The following is a 20,181-nucleotide window of genomic DNA, read 5'->3' on the forward strand; positions in this document are numbered from 1 at the left end:
GTGGTTCGTCGTGCGTGACATTTCTATGTTACGTGCTGTGTGCCGTGAACTTTGGGCCTCCACATGTGAGTGATGTGGGGGCCTTTCTCATGTCGCCGGGACGTCCTCAACACAAGGAGCATCACATCAACGAGCCGCGTATCAACGATCGAATCCGCGTTCCCGAGGTTCGACTCGTCGGCCCAGGTGGGGAACAGGTCGGTGTTGTCCGCCTTGAGGTCGCTCTGAGTTTAGCTCAAGAGGCGGACCTCGACCTCGTAGAGGTTGCCCCCGACGCCCGTCCACCAGTTTGCAAGCTGATGGACTACGGAAAGTTTAAGTACGAGTCTGCGATGAAAGCACGCGAAGCGCGTCGTAACCAGGCAAATACTGTTCTCAAGGAAATTCGTTTCCGACTCAAGATCGATGACCACGATTACGGGACAAAAAAGGGCCACGTCGAGCGGTTCCTTAGTGCCGGCGACAAGGTCAAGGTCATGATCATGTTCCGCGGACGTGAGCAGTCTCGCCCCGAGATGGGTATTCGACTTCTCCAGCGTCTTGCAGACGATGTTGCAGAGTTGGGCTTTGTTGAAAGCTCACCAAAGCAAGACGGTCGAAACATGATTATGGTCCTCGGTCCAACAAAGAAGAAGACCGAAGCGAAAAGCGAGCAGCGCAGGCGTCGTGAAGACACCCGCAATGAGCGCGGCCAGCGTTCGGAAAGCGATGACCAGAGCGCGACAAGCCAGGATGCTCCTGCTGAAGAGCAGGGCGCAACCGAAGGCGTCACCTCAGAGTCCTGACCCACTCTTTCATCGTGTGCCCACACGATGCGCATCCCTGATGGGTCACCATCAGCTGGTGTCTGCCCGGCACCAGCCCGATTCCGTCACGTCCAACGTGGCCGAAAGCAAGGAGAACGGCAGCCATGCCGAAGAACAAGACGCACTCCGGCGCCAAGAAGCGTTTCCGTGTCACTGGTAGCGGAAAGATCATGCACGAGCAGGTCAACAAGCGTCACCTTCTCGAGCACAAGTCATCTACGCGCACCCGTCGTTTGTCCTCCGACCAGGAAGTCAGCGCAGCAGACATCAAGAAGGTCAAGAAGCTTCTCGGCAAGTGACCTTGGAGGCCTGAAGGCCACCATCTTTCCCCACACACATTCTTATGTAAGGAGCATCACGTGGCACGCGTGAAGCGGGCGGTTAATGCCCAAAAGAAGCGTCGTACGATATTGGACCGCGCTAGCGGTTACCGTGGCCAGCGCTCACGCCTTTACCGTAAGGCAAAAGAGCAGGTCACTCACTCACTCGTTTACAACTACCGTGACCGCAAGGCCCGCAAGGGTGACTTCCGTCGCCTGTGGATCCAGCGTATCAACGCAGCATCCCGCGCACAGGGCATGACCTACAACCGTTTCATTCAGGGCCTCAAGGCTGCTGGTGTTGAGGTTGACCGTCGTCTTCTTGCTGAACTTGCTGTAAGCGACCAGGTAGCATTCAACGCTCTCGTTGCTGTAGCCAAAGCTGCACTGCCCGAAGACGTGAATGCCCCTCAACAGAAGGCTTGATTGCCACGTGTAATCACCCCTCTGTGCATCTTGTGAAGGACGCCTAGATATGCCAGACCTCACGAACCCGCGAAGTGATCGCGTTAAACTCGTGAGGAGGCTATCTGGGCGTTCTTCGCGTTTACGGTACCGACAGTTCTTGGTGGAAGGTCCGCAGAACGTACGGGAAATTGTCTTGACCTCTCCCGAGCTTGTTCGTGATGTCTACATCACTCAAGAAGCCACCGATCGCTTTGACGATATCGTTCGCGGCGCTCAGCGCAACGGAATCTATCTCCACACGGCTTCCAACGAAGTGCTCGCTGCGATGAGCGCAGACGCTCAGGGCATCGTAGCGGTAGCTGACTTTGTACCTACTGGGCAAGAAGTGCTGAGAGCAACTCTCCCGACCGCTCGTACGATTGCGGTCCTATCTCACGTCCGTGACCCCGGCAATGCGGGTACTGTCATCAGAGCGGCCGATGCCGCTGGTGCAGACCTTGTCGTTCTGACACGCGAAAGTGTTGATCTTTTTAACCCTAAAGTTGTGCGATCTACTGCCGGGTCCTTATTTCACGTTCCCATCGTGACTGGCGTCGATTTAGAACAAATCAGCCTGCAACTTCGCTTAGCTGAAGTGCCTTTACTCGCCACTACCGCGGCGGGGGACTATAACCTCGATGATCTCGTTGATCAAGCAACTGGTGGCTCCAGCACCAGCGAAGTACCCCTCCTGAAGGGACCCCATGCCTGGCTTTTTGGGAACGAAGCTCAAGGGCTCTCAGAATCTGACCTAGCGTACGCCGACGCGTCAGTACGAATTCCACTGCACGGACGTGCAGAATCGCTAAATCTTGCCATGGCTGCGACAATTTGCCTTTATGCTAGTGCCCGAACACACAGATCGACTGCCGCTACTCCATAAAGAGAGATCATGACCGATACGCATCTCGCACAGGGACTCAAAGTCCGACACCTCACCATGATGGGGTTGGGATCAGCGATCGGTGCCGGCCTCTTCGTTGGTAGTGGTAACTCAATTGCTGCCGCTGGACCAGGGGTCTTAGTGTCGTATGCACTTGCTGGCGTGGTAGTTGTCATCGTGATGAGTCTGCTAGGTGAGCTGGCCAGCGCAAGACCATCATCTGGTGCTTTTTCCACCTACGCAGAGCAAGCCATTGGGCCATGGGCTGGATATGCGGTGGGGTGGTCTTACTGGTTCATGCTCATCATGGTGCTGGGAGTGGAGATACTCGCCGCAACGTCAATCATGGCGACATGGGTGGCTATCCCACAGTGGATCATTGCCGGTGTGCTTGTGGCCATTTTCGCTGCAGTTAATCTTGTGGGTGTGCGTCAATTTGGTGAACTGGAGTTTTGGTTCGCCGCTATTAAAGTCGCCGCAATCATAGCTTTTCTTGTGGTGGGCGTATTGCTTGTCACAGGGGTTTTGCAAGGAACGACAAACGCTGGCTTTGATCAGATCCTCTCCGCCGAGGGCGGGTTTTTCCCGACGGGGGCCGCAGGTGTTGCCGCTGGATTGCTGGCGGTGATGTTCGCCTTCGGTGGCATTGAAATTATCACCATTGCTGCAGCAGAGGCTAAAGACCCACAGACCTCTATCCGCAGGGCAACGATATCTATCATGTGGCGGATATTGTTCTTCTACATTGGTTCCGTTCTTGTCATGCTCATGGTGTTGCCATGGAATGATCCCGCACTGCCCCAGGGGTCGTTTGTTGCTGTGCTGAACACTGCGAATATCCCTTATGCGGCAGGCCTGATGGAAGTTGTCATCGTGGTCGCGCTGCTCTCAGCGTTCAATGCCCAGATCTATGCAACATCTCGTATGGCCTACTCACTCGCGGGCCGCGGGGAAGGCCCCAAACGCTTGCTCTCATTGTCTTCCCGTGGGGTTCCATGGGTTGCTGTGATGGTGTCCATCTTCTTTTCAGTGGTGGCTGTCACTGCTCACGCGATCGATGGGCAAGGGCGGGTCATGGGGTCACTACTGGATGCCGTTGGGGCGTTCCTCCTCATCATTTGGGTGATGATCGCGATATCGCAGATCCGGTTGCGCCCACATCTTGAAGCTGAAGGTAGTCTGCGTCTTCGCACATGGGCTCACCCGTGGTTAGGGATTTTGGCTATTGTCGCCATTTCCGCTTTCTGTGTCGTCATGCTATTTGACCCCACAGGGCGCCAGAACCTCCTGTTTGCCGTCGTGATGTTCGCCCTGATTTGCTTGACCTATGGTCTGCGTCTGCGTCTTCGTGGTCGCCGTTCACTACAATAGGCTCTGGTTTCCTTCATTATCGGTCTGCCTGAAAGGCTCATATGTCTACGCCGGACACTGTCATCTCTCCATTGGACCAGGCGGCTATTTCCGCTGCGGTTGATTCCGCACTGGTCGCGGTAGGGGCTGCAACGACACTCGAGGCACTGAAAGAGGTACGTATCGCCCACACGGGGGATAAAAGCCCGCTAGCTGTGGCGAACCGTGGGATTGGACAGCTCGCCCCACAGGACAAAGCACAAGCTGGGAAAAATCTCGGGCCCGCCCGAGGACGTATCGCTCAAGCTCTCGCAGCACGTCAAGAAGAGCTAGAAGCTGAGCGTGCAGAGCGTGTTCTCGTCGAAGAGGCTGTTGATGTCACACTTCCCGTGACTCGTAGGCCACGTGGTGCCCGCCACCCATTGGAATCTCTGCAAGAGCAAGTTGCTGATTTCTTTGTGGGGTTGGGGTGGGAAATTGAGGAGGGTCCTGAACTCGAAGCGGAGTGGTTCAACTTTGACGCGTTGAATTTCGGACCTGATCACCCGGCTCGTCAGATGCAAGACACCTTTTTTGTCGAATCCTTAACGGGGTCCGATGATTCCGGGCTTGTTTTGCGTACCCACACCTCGTCAGTGCAGGCACGCGCGTTGTTGGCACGAGACTTGCCGCTGTATATCGCCTGCCCAGGCAAGGTGTTTCGTACTGACGAACTTGATGCCACGCATACGCCGGTCTTTCACCAGGTTGAGGGAATTGCGGTGGACAAGGGTTTGACAATGTCTCACCTTGTTGGCACGTTGGATCATTTTGCCCGCACGATGTTTGGTCAAGACGTCACCACAAGAATTCGCCCCTCGTATTTCCCATTCACCGAGCCCAGCGCTGAGGTGGACCTGTGGTTCCCCCAGAAAAAGGGTGGTGCAGGGTGGATTGAGTGGGGCGGCTGTGGCATGGTGCACCCCAATGTCTTGAAGGCTGCGGGCATTGATCCTGATGAGTACACCGGGTTTGCGTTTGGGATGGGCCTGGAACGCACGTTGATGTTGCGCCACGGTATTGCTGATATGCACGACATTATTGAGGGCGACGTCCGCTTCTCATCACAGTTTGGAGTTGATCTCTGATGCCACGGATCTCGTTGCCTTGGCTTGCTGACCACGTTGATCTGCCTCAGGGGTTAACTGCGGAACAATTAGCTGCAGATCTTGTCCGGGTTGGTTTAGAAGAAGAAGCCATCCACAGTGCAGGTGTCACCGGCCCGTTGGTTGTTGGACGGGTGGTTTCCTTGGTGAAGGAACCCCAAAAAAACGGGAAGGTCATCAACTGGTGCCAAGTTGATGTTGGGGACCACGGTGTAGCTCGTGAGGATGGCGGATTCGATCCGCGAGGGATCATTTGTGGAGCTCACAATTTTGAGGAGGGCGACTTCATCGTTGCCGCTCTTCCAGGCGCTGTGTTGCCGGGACCATTCCCTATCGCTTCTCGCAAAACGTATGGTCACATTTCCGATGGGATGATTTGCTCCCAACGTGAGTTGGGCTTGGGTGAAGACCACGATGGCATCATGGTGTTGACTCGAATGGGTTTTTCAGCCGATGAACTTGTGCCGGGTTCCGATGCCTTGACGTTGTTGGGACTTCATGAAGAAGTTTTGGAAATCAACGTCACCCCTGACCGCGGTTACTGCTTCTCCATGCGCGGTATTGCACGTGAGTATGCACATTCCACGGGTGCGGTGTTCACAGATCAGGGGGTTGGTGAGCACTTGCCACCCGCTACTGATGACGGTTTCGCTGTGACGGTCGCTGATGATGCGCCAATTCACGGCAACGTCGGGTGTGATCGTTTCGTCACTCGCATTGTGCGTGGCATTGATGCGACACGTCAGACACCTCGTTGGATGGCTCGTCGACTTGAGCAGGCTGGTATGCGGCCTATCTCACTTACCGTCGATGTCACGAACTACGTCATGCTTGACCTGGGGCAGCCCTTGCATGCCTATGACCTGTCAACTTTGGTGGAGCCTGTTGTCGTTCGCCGAGCAAGGCCGGGGGAGTCACTGACTACCTTGGACAGTGTTCGCCGCGAACTCGCGACTGAGGACTTGTTGATCACTGACTCTCAGGGCGGCCAAGGGGCAAGGATTCTTGGGCTTGCTGGAGTGATGGGTGGTGCTGAGACTGAGGTTAGTGTTTCTACCTCGGATGTGTTGATTGAGGCAGCGCACTTTGATCCGGTGAGTGTTGCGCGGACTGCGCGTCGCCACAAGCTGCCGTCCGAGGCAGCGAAACGTTTTGAACGCGGTGTGGATCCGCAGCTGCCTGCAGTTGCTGCTCAGCGCGTCGTGGATCTCCTGGTGGAGTTTGGTGGTGGTGTTGCTGACTCTCGTGTTTCTGATGTCATGACGTTGCCTCCGATGCCGGTCATTAAATTCTCGTTGCGTGATCCTGAGCGGTTGTGCGGTGTTGCCTACTCTGACGAGCAGGTTGTTGCTGTGTTGCGGGAAATCGGTTGTGTTGTCACTGCGGTTGCCGAGTCGTTGATTGTTGACGTTGTGCCACCGTCATGGCGCCCCGATTTAACTGGGGCAGCAGAACTTGTGGAGGAGGTCGCGCGCCTTGTGGGGTATGACGCGATACCTGCCACACTGCCTGCTGCTCCAGCTGGGCGTGGCTTGACTGCTGCGCAACGTACTCGTCGTAGCGTTGCTCGGGCGTTGGCTGAGTATGGTTTTGTTGAAACCTTGTCATACCCCTTCACGAGTGAAGCTATCCGTGATGATTTGATGTTGCCTGCAGACGACCAGCGTAGGGCTAGCGTCCGGTTACGTAATCCTCTTCAGGGCGATCGTGGTGTCATGCGTACGTCGTTGCTAGAGACGTTGGTGGAGACAGCGCGGCGTAACGTCTCACGTGGCATGGTCAATATCGCACTCAGTGAAACAGGGCTGGTAACGCTTCCCAGCCGGGAGATTGTTGATGCTCCACAGTTGCCTCCGGCTCGCACACCAGAACCTGAAGAATTACAGGCTCTGCTGTCAGCTGTTCCCCACCAGCCTCGTCATGTTGCTGGTGTGATGTGTGGTTTCCAGACTGAACCTGGTTGGTGGGGGCCCGCTCAACAGTGGCAGTGGTCTGATGCTCTGGATGCTGCGGCCTTGGTTGCGGAACGTGCTGGCGTGGATGTTCGTCTTCAGGCGGACACCGCGCGTGCTCCTTTCCACCCTGGCCGTTGCGCTGCGGTGGTGACAACTGACGGTGTTGTCGTAGGACACGCTGGTGAGTTGCATCCGCAGGTGTGTGAACGGTTGGGTTTGCCTGCTCGCTCGTGCGCCTTTGAAGTGGATCTCGATGCGCTGCTGAGCATTCGTGACGGTGCCCCTGTGCAGGCTCACCCCGTGTCGACGTTCCCCTTGGCTAAAGAGGACCTGGCGCTTGTTGTTGATGAGTCTGTAACGGTTGCGCTTGTTGTTGATGCGGTGCGCCGTGGTGGCGGAGATGCCGTGGAATCTGTCCAATTGTTTGATGTTTATCGCGGTGAGCAAATTGGCGAAGGCCGCAAGTCGTTGGCTGTTGCGTTGCGGCTGCGCGCTTCAGATCGCACTTTGACGGCCCAGGATACTGCTGCTATTCGCGATGCGATCCTTGCGGAAGCTGCGGAGCGGGTTGGTGCGGAGCTGCGCGGGTAGGTTTACGCCTGCAAGGTGAAAGAAGCGGTGGGGCGGGGTGGAACCGAAAGGTTCCACCCCGCCCCACCGCTTTACTGATGTGTGCCTGTTTTGTCGTGAACACTGGTGATCACAGGCGTGAGCGATCGAATGATCAGGCTGTTTGCGTGGGAACAGCGACATTGCACTGGGTGAAGGGAGGAGTCCAGCTGAGGGAAAACTCAGCCACGATTCCTTCATCAGGGCGGGACATGGACAGGCAATCTTGTTGAGCCATGCTCCACCCTTGCCAGGCGTACCATCCAGCGAGAATCGCTGCGAAGATCACGCCAAGCACAGTGACGGTTTTTGCCAACGGGCTGGATGGCCCGTTGTGCGCGTAGGGGTTGTAAGCGGGGTCTTCATGAGCCATGGAGATAACCTTACATTTCTTCACGCCACGCTTGTTGGCTGGGTTACCTAGGGCATCATGAGCAGGGTTTTTCCTGTGGTTTTGCGGGATTCTAGCGCCCGGTGCGCCTCAGCGGCTTGGGGGAGGGGCCATGTTTGTCCGATGCGCACTGTTAAGTCGCCGTTGTTGATGAGGTTAATGAGTTCGTCGGCGCGGCGTTGTAACTCTGTGTGGGTTGCTGTGAAGTGACCCAAACTGGGGCGGGTGATAGTTAACGATCCTTCATGGTTGAGTCGCTGGAGGTCAAATGGGGGGACTTGGCCTGATGCTCCGCCGTAGAGCACCATGGTGCCGCGTGTGCGGAGGGAGGCGAGTGAAGCATCGAATGTGTCACGCCCCACGCCGTCATAGACGGCGTCAACGCCTGGGCCACGTCCGAGTTCGTCGAGGCGCCCTGTGGTGAGGTTGGTGATGAGCGCCGGTAGTTCTGTGGTGAGGTCATCAAGAGTGTCGTACCGAATAACGTGGTCTGCACCGGCGCTGCGGGAGAGTTCTTCTTTGTGTTCGGTGGAAACTGTCGTGATGACACGGGCTCCGCGGCTTTTCGCAAGTTGAGTGAGGAGGAGTCCCACTCCTCCTGCGCCAGCATGAATGAGTACCCAATCATCGGCGGTAATGTTGTGGCTGTCGTGTGCGAGGTAGTGGGCGGTGAGGCCTTGGAGTGGCAGGGCTGCTGCAGTGGTCAAGTCAAGTGACTCTGGAAGCCGAATGGCGTTGTCAACGGGGACAAGCACGTGTGTGGCGTAGGAACCGGGTGCTGATGCCCAGGCGACGTGGTCTCCAACTGCCCAGGGGCCTACTTCGTCGCCAATCCCCATGATCGTCCCTGCCCCTTCGAAGCCGAGTGGGCCGGGGTAGTGCATGGGATATGTTCCGCTGCGTAGGTAGGTGTCAATGTAGTTGACACCGGCTGCGTGCGTTTCTACCAGGAGGTACCCAGGGGGGATCGTGGGGAGGTCGAACGGTTCCCATGTGAGGACTTCGGGGCGCCCTGGGGAAGTGGCGATGATGCGGTGGGGAGTGTTGGTGGTCATCTGTCTACCGTATGCCGGGAGTGCTGTCGTGGCCTGTTGGGGGGATGTGACAGTGTTTCAGCATGTGAAAAGTCAGGTGTCTGTACCAGAAAAGACTGTATGGATTCACGCTCTCATGTATTGTTATGCATATGACGGTGACTGTGGCAGTAGCAGGTGCAAGCGGATACGCAGGTGGAGAAGTTTTACGACTTCTCGCTGCTCATCCCCATGTGAATATCGGAGCTGTGACCGCCCATACGCAAGCCGGAGCTCGTGTGGGTGATGTCCACCCACACCTCGTCTCGCTTGCTGATCGCATTTTGCAACCAACGACTGCAGAATCCCTCGCCGGACATGATGTCGTTGTTCTGGCACTGCCCCACGGAACCAGCGCCACCATTGCTGCTCAACTCCCCAGCACCACCTTGGTTCTTGACCTCGGTGCTGACCACCGCCTGACACAAGCATCGGACTGGGAGCACTACTACGGCGGGCAATACAGTGGGGCATGGACATACGGCATGCCAGAACTTCACTGCGCAACGGGTGACACCCAGCGAGACAAACTCAGCTCAACTCGCCGCATCGCTGTGCCAGGGTGCAACGTCACGGCAGTCACATTGGGCATGCAGCCAGCAGTAACTGCAGGCTTGGTTGACACAACGGCACTGACTGCCGTGTTAGCTGTCGGCTACAGTGGCGCGGGAAAATCCTTGAAGCCCCACCTCCTGGCTGCAGAAGCACTCGGAAGCGCGATGCCCTACGCAGTAGGTGGAAGCCACCGGCACATCCCGGAAATTATGCAAAACCTCCGAAGCGCTGGTGCATCTGACGTCAATCTGTCATTCACGCCAATACTGGTCCCCATGAGCCGTGGAATCCTTGCCACCATCAGTGCCCCACTAGTTGCTGGAGCAGAGGCACCAACCACAAAAGAACTGCACACATTATGGCAAGCGACGTATGCCAACGAACCGTTCATGACAGTGCTCCCTGCCGGGCGATGGCCCACGAGTGGGGCAACCACCGGATCAAACACCGCCCACATGCAGGTCGCGTGGGATGACCGGGCCCGCCGAATCACCGTAGTATGCGCCATCGACAACCTTGTCAAAGGCACCGCGGGCGCCGCAATTCAATCAATGAACATTGCACTGGGCTTCAAAGAAACACTCGGTCTGACCACTGAAGGAGTAACACCATGAGCGTCACCTACGCCCGCGGTTTCACCGCGGCCGGTGTTGCCGCAGGACTCAAAAACAGCGGCGCACAAGATGTTGCTCTGGTTGTGAACGCCGGCCCACTGGACACAGCCTCAGCTGTTTTCACAGAAAATCGAATCCAAGCCGCACCGGTGCTGTGGAGTCGCCAAGCAATTGCTGACGGACAAGCGCAAGCTGTCATCCTCAACTCAGGCGGTGCCAACGCCTGCACCGGACCACAAGGATTCGCGGACACCCATCACACAGCTGAACACGTAGCCCAGGTACTGGACATTTCACCAGGCGATGTTCTTGTGTGCTCAACAGGTCTCATCGGTGAACGCCTCCCCATGGACCGCCTCATCACCGGCATAAATGACGCCTCAACCAAACTCCATGACACGGGTGGCCTCGATGCAGCCCATGCCATCATGACCACGGACTCCGTACCAAAAACCGCAACAGCAACCTCCAACGGTTGGAGAGTTGGTGGAATGGCCAAAGGTGCAGGCATGCTCGCACCGGCACTAGCAACAATGCTGTGCGTTATCACAACAGACGCAACAATTGATGCAACGACCGCTCATGCCGCCCTCCGGGAGGCAACACGAACAACCTTCGATCGCATCGACTCTGACGGGTGTATGTCCACCAACGACACTGTCATCCTCTTGGCCTCGGGGGCCAGTGAAATCACCCCCACCGCCCAAGAGTTCACCGAAGCTCTCACCAGTGTGTGCGCACATCTTGCCCGCCAACTCATTGCCGACGCTGAAGGGGCAAGCCACGACATCGCTGTCACCGTCCGTGGAGCCTCCACCCAAGAGGCTGCGCTCGCAGTCGCGCGTTCCATTACACGTTCGAACCTGTTGAAGGCAGCGATCTTTGGCAATGACCCAAACTGGGGGCGTGTGCTCGCGGCGCTAGGTACGGTTCCAGTGTCAGTTGCGCCCTATGAACCTGATGATGTGGATGTCACGATTAATGGGGTTACCGTATGTCGCGGTGGGGGAGTGGGCGAGGACCGCGCCCTTGTTGATCTCGCGGCGAACCGTGACGTGGACATCGTTGTTGACCTTCACGCAGGCGATGAAAGTGTCACGATCTGGACCAATGACCTTACCCATGATTACGTTCACGAGAACAGCGCTTACTCAACATGACGCACACAGACATCAACTCCGCGGATCTCGCACCAGCTCTGAAAGCTGAAGTTCTTCTTGAAGCTCTGCCCTGGCTACAGGAGTTCCGCGGTGCTCTCGTGGTCATCAAATACGGTGGAAACGCCATGATTGATGACCGTCTCAAAGCAGCCTTCGCCCAAGACATGGTGTTCTTGCGCCAGGTGGGGTTGCGACCAGTCATTGTGCACGGAGGCGGCCCCCAAATATCAACCATGCTTGCACGGTTGGGGATCGAGTCCGAGTTCAAAGGCGGTTTCCGGGTTACCACCCCAGAAGCGATGGACGTGGTACGCATGGTTCTGACGGGCAAAGTGTCACGGGAACTAGTCGGCCTTATCAACGCACACGGCCCGCACGCTGTGGGCTTGTCCGGGGAGGACGGCGCGCTGTTCCAAGCGGTTCGCCGCACCGCAACAGTCAATGGCGACGCAGTCGATGTTGGTTTGGTGGGGGACGTGGTAGAGGTCAACCCGCAAGCCGTGTCAGACCTTCTTGACGCAGGGCGTATTCCAGTGGTTTCCACTGTTGCGCCAGATATTGATGATCCAACCACAGTGTTGAACATCAACGCGGACACCGCAGCCTCTGCACTGGCAATAGCTCTTGGGGCTCGCAAACTTATTGTGCTCACTGATGTTGAGGGCCTCTACACCAATTGGCCAGATCGCACCTCGCTGGTGTCACACATTACTGAGTCACAACTGGAATCATTGTTGCCCACCTTGGAGTCAGGGATGGTCCCAAAAATGGAGGCTTGCTTGCGAGCTGTTCACGGAGGGATACGTGAAGCGCACGTTATCGACGGGCGTGTTCCGCACTCCATCTTGATGGAGGTATTCACCTCTAAGGGAATTGGCACAATGGTTGTCCCCGACTCAGCAATGAGCCAAGACCTTGATACTCAACAAGCAACGAAGGAAATGGCATGAGCGAGGTGAACCACCCCACCACGGCAGGCATCGTGCCTAGCGAACTAGGGAACTCCACACAATGGCTAGACCGCTACAACGGTACGATGCTCAACACCTTTGGCACCCCTCAACGGGTGTTGGTACGTGGGGACGGCGTGCATGTGTGGGACGCCGATGGTCGACGCTACCTCGACTTATTGTCCGGCATCGCGGTGAATGCTTTAGGGCACGCGCATCCCACTCTCACTGCCGCAATTGCTGCCCAACTGGGGACGTTAGGGCACGTGTCTAACTTTTTTGCCACCCCCACTCAGGTCACGCTGGCCGAGCGACTTCTTGACCGTGCACGATGTGTGGGGCAAGGGCGGGTGTTCTTCACCAATTCGGGGACGGAAGCTAACGAAGCGGCATTTAAGTTAGCTCGCCGCACCGGCCGCCGGCGCATCATTGCCCTTGAAGGCGCGTTTCATGGCCGTTCCATGGGGGCGTTGGCGATGACACACAAGCAGGCTTACCGTGAACCTTTTGAGCCCTTGCCCGGCGGTGTGGAGTTCGTCCCAGCAAACGACCTTGACGCGTTGGCGCAGGCATTTGACCACAACCCACAAGACGTGGCCGCGCTCATCCTTGAACCCATTCAAGGTGAAGCAGGAGTACGCCCGCTCACCCCGCAGTTCGTCACAAGCGCTCGCGAACTCACCCAACGCCATGGTGCGCTGCTGATCCTCGATGAAGTGCAAACTGGAATGGGACGCACCGGTTACTGGTTCGCCCACCAGGACCCACGCATCGGCGCAGGTGTGGTACCAGACGCTATGACCCTTGCTAAAGGACTTGGCGGCGGGTTCCCGGTAGGTGCGCTGATGACAATCACCGAACAGGCGTCAACGCTGCTTGGCCCAGGCCAACATGGCACAACCTTTGGTGGCAACCCTGTTGCAGCTGCGGCAGCCCTAGCCACCATGGGGGTCATTGAACGTGATGGTTTACTTGCCCATGTCACCTCCGTGGGAGATCAATTGCGTGAAGATCTCCTCGCTTTACGCCACCCATTGATCGCAGAGGTTCGAGGATTTGGCCTGATGATCGCGGTGCAGTGGACGGGGGAGATCTCCTCACAGATCACCCAGCGCGCGTTGGAACATGGGATCATCATCAATGCGGTCAATCCCTGGACGACGAGGCTTGTGCCGCCGCTTATCACCACCACTGACGACCTAGCACCGCTGCTTGAGTTTGTCACGAACTTGCCATCCGACATGGCACAAGGAGTCACCGCATGACCAGACACTTCCTCACCGATGACGACCTCACACCCACAGAGCAGGCGCAAGTCTTACACCTGGGGCTGGAGTTCGCACAAAATCGCTTTGCCCACCAGCCTTTTGCCGGGCCTCAAGCGGTGGCAGTGATCTTTGACAAACCCTCGACGCGTACCCGCGTTTCCTTTTCTGTCGGTGTCGCAGAACTTGGCGGGTACCCACTCGTTATTGATTCCGCTGGATCCCAAATGGGCAGAGGCGAACCTATCAGTGACACGGCAAAAGTCCTTACTCGGCAAGTGTCAGCGATTGTCTGGCGCACTTTTTCCCAAGCCGGTATGAACGAGATGGCGCAGCACTCCACGGTGCCTGTGGTCAACGCGCTGACTGATGAGTTCCACCCGTGCCAGATTCTCGCTGATCTCCTCACTATCGCTCAGCACAAAGGCGGCGTTGCTTCCTTACCAGGTCTGACCTTGACATACCTGGGGGATGGGGCCAACAACATGGCGCACTCATACTTGCTAGGGGGAACGACCGCTGGTTTACACGTGCGTATCGCAGCACCAGCAGGGTTCCAACCTGATCCGCAGTATGTTGAACGTGCTCGAGCAATCGCAGCAACCACAGGCGGGTCTGTCACGATCACCACTGACCCTGTTCAAGCCGCAGCGGGGGCGGACATCATCGCCACTGACACGTGGGTATCAATGGGTGATGAAGCGCATGCAGACAACCGGGCAGAACCATTCATCCCCTACCAAGTGAACAGTGACCTTATGGCATTAGCGTCTCGTGATGCCATTGTCTTGCACTGTTTGCCTGCTTACCGGGGGAAAGAGATCACCGCCGAGGTGATCGATGGCCCACAATCTGTTGTCTTCGACGAGGCTGAAAACCGCCTGCACGCGCAAAAAGCGCTCCTCACCTGGCTGGTGCAGAACTCATGAGTAGCCCACTACCAGCGACGAAAGCCGCCCGTCACGCGCGCATCGCTCACATCTTGACTCACCAGTCCGTCCACTCCCAGGCAGAGTTGGCCCGCGCCTTAGAAGAAGACGGACTGTACGTCACCCAAGCAACACTCAGCAGAGACCTCATAGAACTACGAGCAGAAAAGATACGCGATGCCCGTGGTGGACTGATCTACAAAGTCACCCCCGAAGGCGCAGAGCAAGTTCGCACCTCACAACGCGAATCAGAAACCGCAATTTCTCGGCTAGCCCGACTATGCGCGGAACTACTGATCTCAGCGCAATCATCAGGGCAACTTGTCGTCCTCCGCACCCCACCTGGTGCGGCGCAATTCCTGGGATCCGCGATTGATACCTCCGCCATGGATGGTGTCATGGGTACGATCGCAGGAGATGACACTGTCCTTGTGATCAGCCGTGAAGGAATGGACGGCAAGGATGTTGCTCAACGCTTTGTTGCGCTAGCCAGTGACTCTGGCACAGACAAAAATTCAGAGCCCACAACTGCGTCACCTCAGCGGCGCAACCATCACGACTAAGAAAGCAGAAGAACATGACAGAGCGGATTGTGCTCGCGTACTCTGGCGGCCTCGACACCTCAGTGGCAATTGGCTGGATCGCAGAAGCCACTGGTGCAGAAGTTATTGCCGTTGCCGTCGACCTCGGCCAAGGCGGAGAAGACCTTGAAGTCATTCGACAACGAGCGTTGGACTGCGGGGCAGTCGAAGCATACGTGGCCGATGCGCGTGATGAGTTCGCAGGCGAATACTGCATGCCCGCGCTGCAAGCGAACGCTCTTTACCTTGACCGCTACCCGCTAGTATCTGCCCTCTCGCGCCCCACCATTGTCAAACACCTCGCCCGCGCTGCACGCCAATTTGGGGCAACTACTGTTGCCCACGGGTGCACAGGAAAAGGCAACGACCAGGTCCGCTTTGAGGTGGGTATCACCTCACTGGCTCCAGACCTTAAATGCCTTGCGCCCGTGCGTGACCTCGCGCTAACTCGCGACAAAGCCATCGCCTACGCTGAGAAAAACTCTCTGCCCATCGCTACCACCAAACACAACCCATTCTCCATTGACCAAAACGTCTGGGGCAGGGCAGTGGAAACAGGTTTCCTCGAAGACATCTGGAACGCACCCACCAAAGACGTATACAACTACACCGATGACCCAACCTTCCCTCCTGTTGCTGATGAGGTAGTCATCACCTTCGAACAGGGTATCCCCGTCGCTCTTGATGGTGTGGCAGTCACCCCACTCCAAGCAATCCAGGAGATGAACCGCCGCGCTGGAGCGCAAGGTGTAGGCCGCATCGACATCGTTGAAGACCGACTTGTGGGCATCAAATCCCGCGAAATCTACGAAGCCCCCGGCGCAATGGCTTTGATCGCAGCACACCAAGAACTCGAAAACGTCACTCTCGAACGCGAACAAGCACGGTTCAAGCGCGGAGTAGAGCAGCGCTGGACTGAACTCGTCTACGACGGAATGTGGTTTTCACCTCTCAAGCGTTCACTGGACACTTTCATCGCTGACACCCAACGGTATGTGTCAGGCGACATCCGCATGACACTGCACGGTGGGCGCGCTACCGTCACAGGACGCCGCTCAGAGGCTTCGCTCTACGACTTCAACCTCGCAACGTACGACGAAGGCGACAGCTTCGACCAGTCACAAGCCCGTGGTTTCATCGAAATTTTCGGGTTGACAGCAAAACTGTCAGCTGCACGCGACGTAAAGTTCGGACATGGTGTTGACTTGTCAGGAGACACCGTAGGCACCGACAAGTAGGACACCACTCATGACTGAAGAAAAGACCACGGACCGGCTCGCCCTGTGGGGCGGCCGGTTCGCCGGAGGGCCATCACCAGCCCTAGCCGCCCTCTCGAAATCCACCCACTTCGATTTCGCCCTCGCACCCTACGACATTGCCGGATCCACAGCCCACGCTGCCGCGCTCCACGCCGCAGGGCTCCTCAGCGACAATGAACTCACCGCCATGCACGAAGCGCTCGAACAACTCGCGCGTGACGTCGCAGACGGCACCTTCACCGCAGCCCCGGACGATGAAGACGTCCACACCGCCCTTGAACGCGGCCTCATCGAACGGGCCGGCACAGACCTCGGCGGAAAACTACGGGCGGGACGCTCCCGAAACGACCAAATCGCGACCCTGGTACGCATGTACCTGCGCGACAACGCAAAAACCATCGCCGGCATGGTCCTGGACACCGTTGACGCACTTATCGGGCAAGCACAACAACACCCCAACGCGCCAATGCCAGGTCGCACACACCTCCAACACGCACAACCGGTCCTCCTAGCCCACCACCTCCTCGCTCACGCGTGGCCGCTACTACGCGACGTGGACCGACTCATCGACTGGGATGTTCGAGCTGCCCGCTCACCGTATGGATCTGGTGCGCTCGCAGGCTCATCTCTTGGACTTGATCCCCATTTGGTGGCTGAGCGCCTTGGATTCGATGCTGTTGTTGAAAACTCCATTGATGGCACTGCTTCACGGGACGTGGTGGCCGAATTCGCTTTTATTGCCTCGATGATTGCAGTGAATCTGTCGCGCCTCTCAGAAGAAATCATTGTGTGGAATACCCGTGAGTTTGGGTTCGTCACCCTTGATGATGCGTACTCGACCGGGTCGAGCATTATGCCGCAGAAAAAGAACCCCGATATCGCTGAGCTTGCCCGTGGAAAAGCAGGGCGGGTTATTGGTGATCTGACTGGGCTACTCACAACGCTCAAGGGTCTGCCACTGGCGTATAACCGGGATTTACAAGAAGACAAAGAGCCCGTTTTTGACCAAGTCAACACGCTCACGGCGTTGCTGCCTGCCTTCACTGGAATGGTTGCCACACTGACGTTCCATACTGAACGTCTTGCTGAACTTGCGCCTCAAGGTTTTTCTTTAGCGACTGACATCGCTGAGTGGCTTGTTCGCGAGGGGGTGCCGTTCCGTGTGGCTCATGAGGTTGCAGGGGAGTGCGTTCGGGTTTGCGAAGAACGGGGCATCGAACTGTGGGATCTTTCCGATGATGATCTAGCCGCGATCTCTGAGCATCTCACCCCGCAGGTTCGCGAGGTACTCAGCGTTGAAGGTTCTATCGCATCGCGAAACGGTGTGGGGGGAACTGCTGGTTCGCAGGTCGCGATTCAACTGGAAAGCGCTATTGAACGAGTCGCAGAGTTCCGGTTTTGGGTTAACGGGTAGTTCAACACAACACGTAAGGAAGGTTCATGACAGTTTCGCAGGGGGTCTTGGACCAAATTCTGGGACACATACATCAGTACGCCCAGGAACAGGGCGGGTGGACACTCATCTGCATTGATGGGCCTGCTGGGTCAGGTAAATCAACTCTTGCCGCACAGTTGGCCCCGCTACTTCCCGCGCAAGTTGTCCATATGGATGACTTGTATAGCGGGTGGACAGGGATGCTTGATGGCATCGAGATGCTTCACTCCCAGGTGCTGGAACCGTTGGGGCATGGGCAGCCTGGTAAGTATTCACGGTTTGATTGGATGGCGGGAACTTATCTAGAACGCCACCGTGTGCCGCCAGCAGATTTCCTTGTTGTGGAGGGCTGCGGGTCGGCGTGCCGTCCTGTTGATCAGTGGAATGCTTTCATCATCTGGGTTGAAGCTGATGATGGGGAGCGTCTGCGGCGCGGGCTTGAACGCGATGGGCTTGAGGCCGAACCTTTGTGGCATGACTTTATGGCGACCGAGAGTCTTGTCTATCTAGAGCACGACACGCGTCGCCGTGCGCATATTTTCCTCAACGGGGTCGGCGAGATCGTGAGCCAACCAGGTTGAACCCTTGCGCCATAGATGCCATAGAGGACCACAGGTAGCGGGTGTCTCCACCATGAAGGTGGAGACACCCGCTGTTTTCTCATCTCGCCGGGCATGCGTCTCACGGTGAAATTGTTTCAGGGAGCTTGGTGCTTCGTGAGGTAAGCCGAGTGATCATGGCGGATCACACATCGAAACCACATCGTGTTTCTTTGCTTTTCAGGGCACACTATTACTGGCGTGCTTCGGGTGAGGTGCGCAGTGTTATCCCACGATGGGTGTCACTATGACAAGGAGAAACGGTGAGTAACGTTCTTGACGAACTGCAATGGCGGGGTCTGGTTTCTCAGACCACTGACATTGAGGCGCTTCGTGAAGCGCTGGAGAACGGGCCCGTGACTTACTATTGCGGGTTTGATCCCACTGCGCCGTCACTTCACCACGGCCACTTGGTGCAACTTGTTGTCTTGAAGCACTTACAACAAGCTGGGCATCGTCCCATTGCGCTAGTTGGTGGCGCCACTGGTCTTATTGGTGACCCGCGCATGTCCGGTGAGCGGGTGCTGAACTCCAAAGAGGTTGTAGCCAGTTGGGTTGAGCGGTTGCGTGGTCAGATCGAACGGTTCTTGACGTTCGAGGGGGACAACGCCGCAATGATGGTGAACAACCTTGATTGGCACGCGGAGTTGAGTGCCTTAGATTTCTTGCGTGAGGTAGGTAAGCACTACCGCTTGGGGACGATGCTTGCTAAGGACACGGTGGCGCGTCGGTTGGCCTCCGATGAAGGTATTTCGTTCACAGAGTTTAGTTACCAAATTTTGCAGGGTATGGACTACCTCGAGTTGAACCGCCGTTACGACTGCACCCTTCAAACTGGGGGCAACGACCAGTGGGGGAACTTGCTTTCTGGTGTGGAACTGATCCGTAAGTCTGACCGTAAGTCTGTTCACGCGTTGACCACTCCGCTCATCACGAAGGCGGATGGAACGAAGTTTGGTAAGTCTGAGGGTGGGGCTGTGTGGCTTGACCCCGACATGATGTCACCGTACGCGTTTTACCAGTTCTGGTTGAATGCAGATGACCGTGATGTTGTGGGTTGGTTGAAGACTTTCACCTTCCGAACCCGCGAAGAGATCACCGAGCTGGAACTATCTGTTCAAGAACGCCCGCAAGCGCGTGAAGCGCAGCGCGCGTTGGCTTTCGATGTGACGGCCATGGTGCATGGAGCACGCGCCGCTGAGCAAGCGGTTGCGGCGTCGGCGGCGTTGTTTGGCAAGGGAGAGTTCTCAGAACTCGACTTGTCTACGCTCAATGCCATCACAGCGGAGCTGAAGCATGCTGAAGTTCGTGTGGGGTCCTCTGTGGTTGATGCCTTAGTTGAGGCTGACCTGGTGCAGTCCAAAGCGGCCGCTAAGCGCGCTATTGCTGAGGGTGGCGCTTCTGTGAACAACTCAAAGGTTACGGATGTCGACGCTGTCATTTCGCCGGCCGATGTTTTGCATGGCACGTGGGTAATTCTGCGGCGTGGCAAGAAGTCACTTGCGGCGGGTCGTGTCACTGAGTAGTAGCACCTGCAATTTCTCGTAGCGTTTCACCTCGTGAATTGTTGTGGTGGATTGTTCGGTAGTGGGGCGCGCGCATTGACGGAAGGGGTGGTTGAGAGACGATGTATCGTCTCTCAACCACCCCTTTGCTGTTGGTGTCCAGGACGTATCTGGTTCGTGTCGCTTAGATGGCTGTCTTGTGTCGGGGGTCACCTGTTTGCCGGTTGATTTCGGTGGTGGGGGTGGGTAATGTTTTCTTTTGTCAGCGCGACGGGGTCGCCGCCGGGGTTTGTTTCTGGTGGTGGTTCTGGTAGGGTTGAGAAGTTGCCTTAGCGGCGGGATTGGCCGGG

At 56.8% G+C, this 20,181-nt stretch carries 19 protein-coding genes; 17 read left to right on the forward strand and 2 right to left on the reverse strand.

From position 1 onward, the window contains the following. Positions 1-89: 89 nt before the first annotated feature. The 7 genes from infC to pheT all read left to right on the forward strand — a co-directional run bounded on the left by infC (position 90) and on the right by pheT (position 7,497). Positions 90-785 (forward strand): translation initiation factor IF-3, encoded by a 696-nt coding sequence (gene infC / locus G538_RS15720; protein WP_035833819.1) that lies wholly within the window; start codon positions 90-92, stop codon positions 783-785. A gap of 125 nt (positions 786-910) precedes the next feature. After that, entirely contained in the window at positions 911-1,105 is a 195-nt protein-coding gene (rpmI, locus tag G538_RS0107675; RefSeq protein WP_029068860.1) for a 50S ribosomal protein L35, read from the forward strand. A gap of 60 nt (positions 1,106-1,165) precedes the next feature. After that, positions 1,166-1,552: a 50S ribosomal protein L20 gene (gene rplT, locus G538_RS0107680; RefSeq protein ID WP_029068861.1), complete on the forward strand. Its 387-nt coding sequence runs from the start codon at positions 1,166-1,168 to the stop codon at positions 1,550-1,552. Positions 1,553-1,601: 49 nt separating this feature from the next. Next, on the forward strand, positions 1,602-2,456 hold the full coding sequence (locus G538_RS0107685; RefSeq protein WP_029068862.1) for a TrmH family RNA methyltransferase: 855 nt from the start codon (positions 1,602-1,604) through the stop codon (positions 2,454-2,456). Between the two features lie 9 nt (positions 2,457-2,465). After that, a complete protein-coding gene (locus tag G538_RS0107690) occupies positions 2,466-3,827 on the forward strand; it encodes an amino acid permease (RefSeq protein ID WP_029068863.1) in 1,362 nt (453 codons plus the stop codon). A 41-nt stretch (positions 3,828-3,868) separates the two neighbouring features. Continuing rightward, positions 3,869-4,933, forward strand: coding sequence for a phenylalanine--tRNA ligase subunit alpha (gene pheS / locus G538_RS0107695; protein WP_029068864.1), 1,065 nt, complete (start codon positions 3,869-3,871; stop codon positions 4,931-4,933). Next, positions 4,933-7,497, forward strand: coding sequence for a phenylalanine--tRNA ligase subunit beta (gene pheT / locus G538_RS0107700; RefSeq protein WP_029068865.1), 2,565 nt, complete (start codon positions 4,933-4,935; stop codon positions 7,495-7,497). The genes pheS and pheT overlap by 1 nt, the downstream gene beginning before the upstream one ends. A gap of 133 nt (positions 7,498-7,630) precedes the next feature. Here the strand turns inward: pheT and G538_RS0107705 are convergent, their stop codons facing one another. Both G538_RS0107705 and G538_RS0107710 read right to left on the reverse strand, forming a co-directional pair. Continuing rightward, on the reverse strand, positions 7,631-7,888 hold the full coding sequence (locus G538_RS0107705) for a hypothetical protein (protein WP_029068866.1): 258 nt from the start codon (positions 7,886-7,888) through the stop codon (positions 7,631-7,633). 47 nt (positions 7,889-7,935) lie between these two features. Further along, the gene (locus G538_RS0107710) at positions 7,936-8,961 is read right to left on the reverse strand and encodes a quinone oxidoreductase family protein (RefSeq protein ID WP_035833575.1); all 1,026 of its coding nucleotides are present in this window, start codon (positions 8,959-8,961) and stop codon (positions 7,936-7,938) included. 125 nt (positions 8,962-9,086) lie between these two features. On the opposite strand from G538_RS0107710, the gene argC reads away from it, so the two are divergent. The 10 genes from argC to tyrS all read left to right on the forward strand — a co-directional run bounded on the left by argC (position 9,087) and on the right by tyrS (position 19,852). Beyond that, positions 9,087-10,148 (forward strand): N-acetyl-gamma-glutamyl-phosphate reductase, encoded by a 1,062-nt coding sequence (argC, locus tag G538_RS0107715; RefSeq protein WP_029068868.1) that lies wholly within the window; start codon positions 9,087-9,089, stop codon positions 10,146-10,148. Further along, positions 10,145-11,308: a bifunctional glutamate N-acetyltransferase/amino-acid acetyltransferase ArgJ gene (gene argJ / locus G538_RS0107720; RefSeq protein WP_029068869.1), complete on the forward strand. Its 1,164-nt coding sequence runs from the start codon at positions 10,145-10,147 to the stop codon at positions 11,306-11,308. Before argC ends, argJ begins: the two co-directional genes overlap by 4 nt. Next, a complete protein-coding gene (argB, locus tag G538_RS15725) occupies positions 11,305-12,258 on the forward strand; it encodes an acetylglutamate kinase (RefSeq protein ID WP_035833577.1) in 954 nt (317 codons plus the stop codon). The genes argJ and argB overlap by 4 nt, the downstream gene beginning before the upstream one ends. Beyond that, on the forward strand, positions 12,255-13,523 hold the full coding sequence (locus G538_RS0107730) for an acetylornithine transaminase (RefSeq protein ID WP_029068870.1): 1,269 nt from the start codon (positions 12,255-12,257) through the stop codon (positions 13,521-13,523). The genes argB and G538_RS0107730 overlap by 4 nt, the downstream gene beginning before the upstream one ends. Then, entirely contained in the window at positions 13,520-14,452 is a 933-nt protein-coding gene (argF, locus tag G538_RS0107735) for an ornithine carbamoyltransferase (protein WP_029068871.1), read from the forward strand. Before G538_RS0107730 ends, argF begins: the two co-directional genes overlap by 4 nt. After that, the gene (locus G538_RS15730) at positions 14,449-15,015 is read left to right on the forward strand and encodes an arginine repressor (RefSeq protein ID WP_035833579.1); all 567 of its coding nucleotides are present in this window, start codon (positions 14,449-14,451) and stop codon (positions 15,013-15,015) included. The genes argF and G538_RS15730 overlap by 4 nt, the downstream gene beginning before the upstream one ends. A gap of 14 nt (positions 15,016-15,029) precedes the next feature. Beyond that, positions 15,030-16,271, forward strand: coding sequence for an argininosuccinate synthase (locus G538_RS0107745; protein ID WP_029068872.1), 1,242 nt, complete (start codon positions 15,030-15,032; stop codon positions 16,269-16,271). A gap of 10 nt (positions 16,272-16,281) precedes the next feature. Next, positions 16,282-17,706: an argininosuccinate lyase gene (gene argH / locus G538_RS0107750; protein WP_029068873.1), complete on the forward strand. Its 1,425-nt coding sequence runs from the start codon at positions 16,282-16,284 to the stop codon at positions 17,704-17,706. 26 nt (positions 17,707-17,732) lie between these two features. Further along, a complete protein-coding gene (locus tag G538_RS0107755) occupies positions 17,733-18,308 on the forward strand; it encodes a uridine kinase family protein (protein WP_029068874.1) in 576 nt (191 codons plus the stop codon). A gap of 281 nt (positions 18,309-18,589) precedes the next feature. Continuing rightward, positions 18,590-19,852: a tyrosine--tRNA ligase gene (tyrS, locus tag G538_RS0107760; RefSeq protein ID WP_029068875.1), complete on the forward strand. Its 1,263-nt coding sequence runs from the start codon at positions 18,590-18,592 to the stop codon at positions 19,850-19,852. Positions 19,853-20,181 lie beyond the last annotated feature (329 nt).

It is taken from the genome of Jonesia quinghaiensis DSM 15701 (genome assembly GCF_000423205.1).
Lineage (GTDB): Bacteria > Actinomycetota > Actinomycetes > Actinomycetales > Cellulomonadaceae > Jonesia > Jonesia quinghaiensis.

Excerpts from the sequence above, each read along its gene's own strand:
- infC (WP_035833819.1), top strand. The coding sequence starts at position 90 with ATGTCGCCGGGACGTCCTCAACACAAGGAGCATCACATCAACGAGCCG.
- rpmI (WP_029068860.1), top strand. The coding sequence starts at position 911 with ATGCCGAAGAACAAGACGCACTCCGGCGCCAAGAAGCGTTTCCGTGTC.
- G538_RS0107685 (WP_029068862.1), top strand. The coding sequence starts at position 1,602 with ATGCCAGACCTCACGAACCCGCGAAGTGATCGCGTTAAACTCGTGAGG.
- G538_RS0107690 (WP_029068863.1), top strand. The coding sequence starts at position 2,466 with ATGACCGATACGCATCTCGCACAGGGACTCAAAGTCCGACACCTCACC.
- pheS (WP_029068864.1), top strand. The coding sequence starts at position 3,869 with ATGTCTACGCCGGACACTGTCATCTCTCCATTGGACCAGGCGGCTATT.
- pheT (WP_029068865.1), top strand. The coding sequence starts at position 4,933 with ATGCCACGGATCTCGTTGCCTTGGCTTGCTGACCACGTTGATCTGCCT.
- G538_RS0107705 (WP_029068866.1), bottom strand. The coding sequence starts at position 7,888 with ATGGCTCATGAAGACCCCGCTTACAACCCCTACGCGCACAACGGGCCA.
- G538_RS0107710 (WP_035833575.1), bottom strand. The coding sequence starts at position 8,961 with ATGACCACCAACACTCCCCACCGCATCATCGCCACTTCCCCAGGGCGC.
- argC (WP_029068868.1), top strand. The coding sequence starts at position 9,087 with ATGCATATGACGGTGACTGTGGCAGTAGCAGGTGCAAGCGGATACGCA.
- argJ (WP_029068869.1), top strand. The coding sequence starts at position 10,145 with ATGAGCGTCACCTACGCCCGCGGTTTCACCGCGGCCGGTGTTGCCGCA.
- argB (WP_035833577.1), top strand. The coding sequence starts at position 11,305 with ATGACGCACACAGACATCAACTCCGCGGATCTCGCACCAGCTCTGAAA.
- G538_RS0107730 (WP_029068870.1), top strand. The coding sequence starts at position 12,255 with ATGAGCGAGGTGAACCACCCCACCACGGCAGGCATCGTGCCTAGCGAA.
- argF (WP_029068871.1), top strand. The coding sequence starts at position 13,520 with ATGACCAGACACTTCCTCACCGATGACGACCTCACACCCACAGAGCAG.
- G538_RS15730 (WP_035833579.1), top strand. The coding sequence starts at position 14,449 with ATGAGTAGCCCACTACCAGCGACGAAAGCCGCCCGTCACGCGCGCATC.
- G538_RS0107745 (WP_029068872.1), top strand. The coding sequence starts at position 15,030 with ATGACAGAGCGGATTGTGCTCGCGTACTCTGGCGGCCTCGACACCTCA.
- argH (WP_029068873.1), top strand. The coding sequence starts at position 16,282 with ATGACTGAAGAAAAGACCACGGACCGGCTCGCCCTGTGGGGCGGCCGG.
- G538_RS0107755 (WP_029068874.1), top strand. The coding sequence starts at position 17,733 with ATGACAGTTTCGCAGGGGGTCTTGGACCAAATTCTGGGACACATACAT.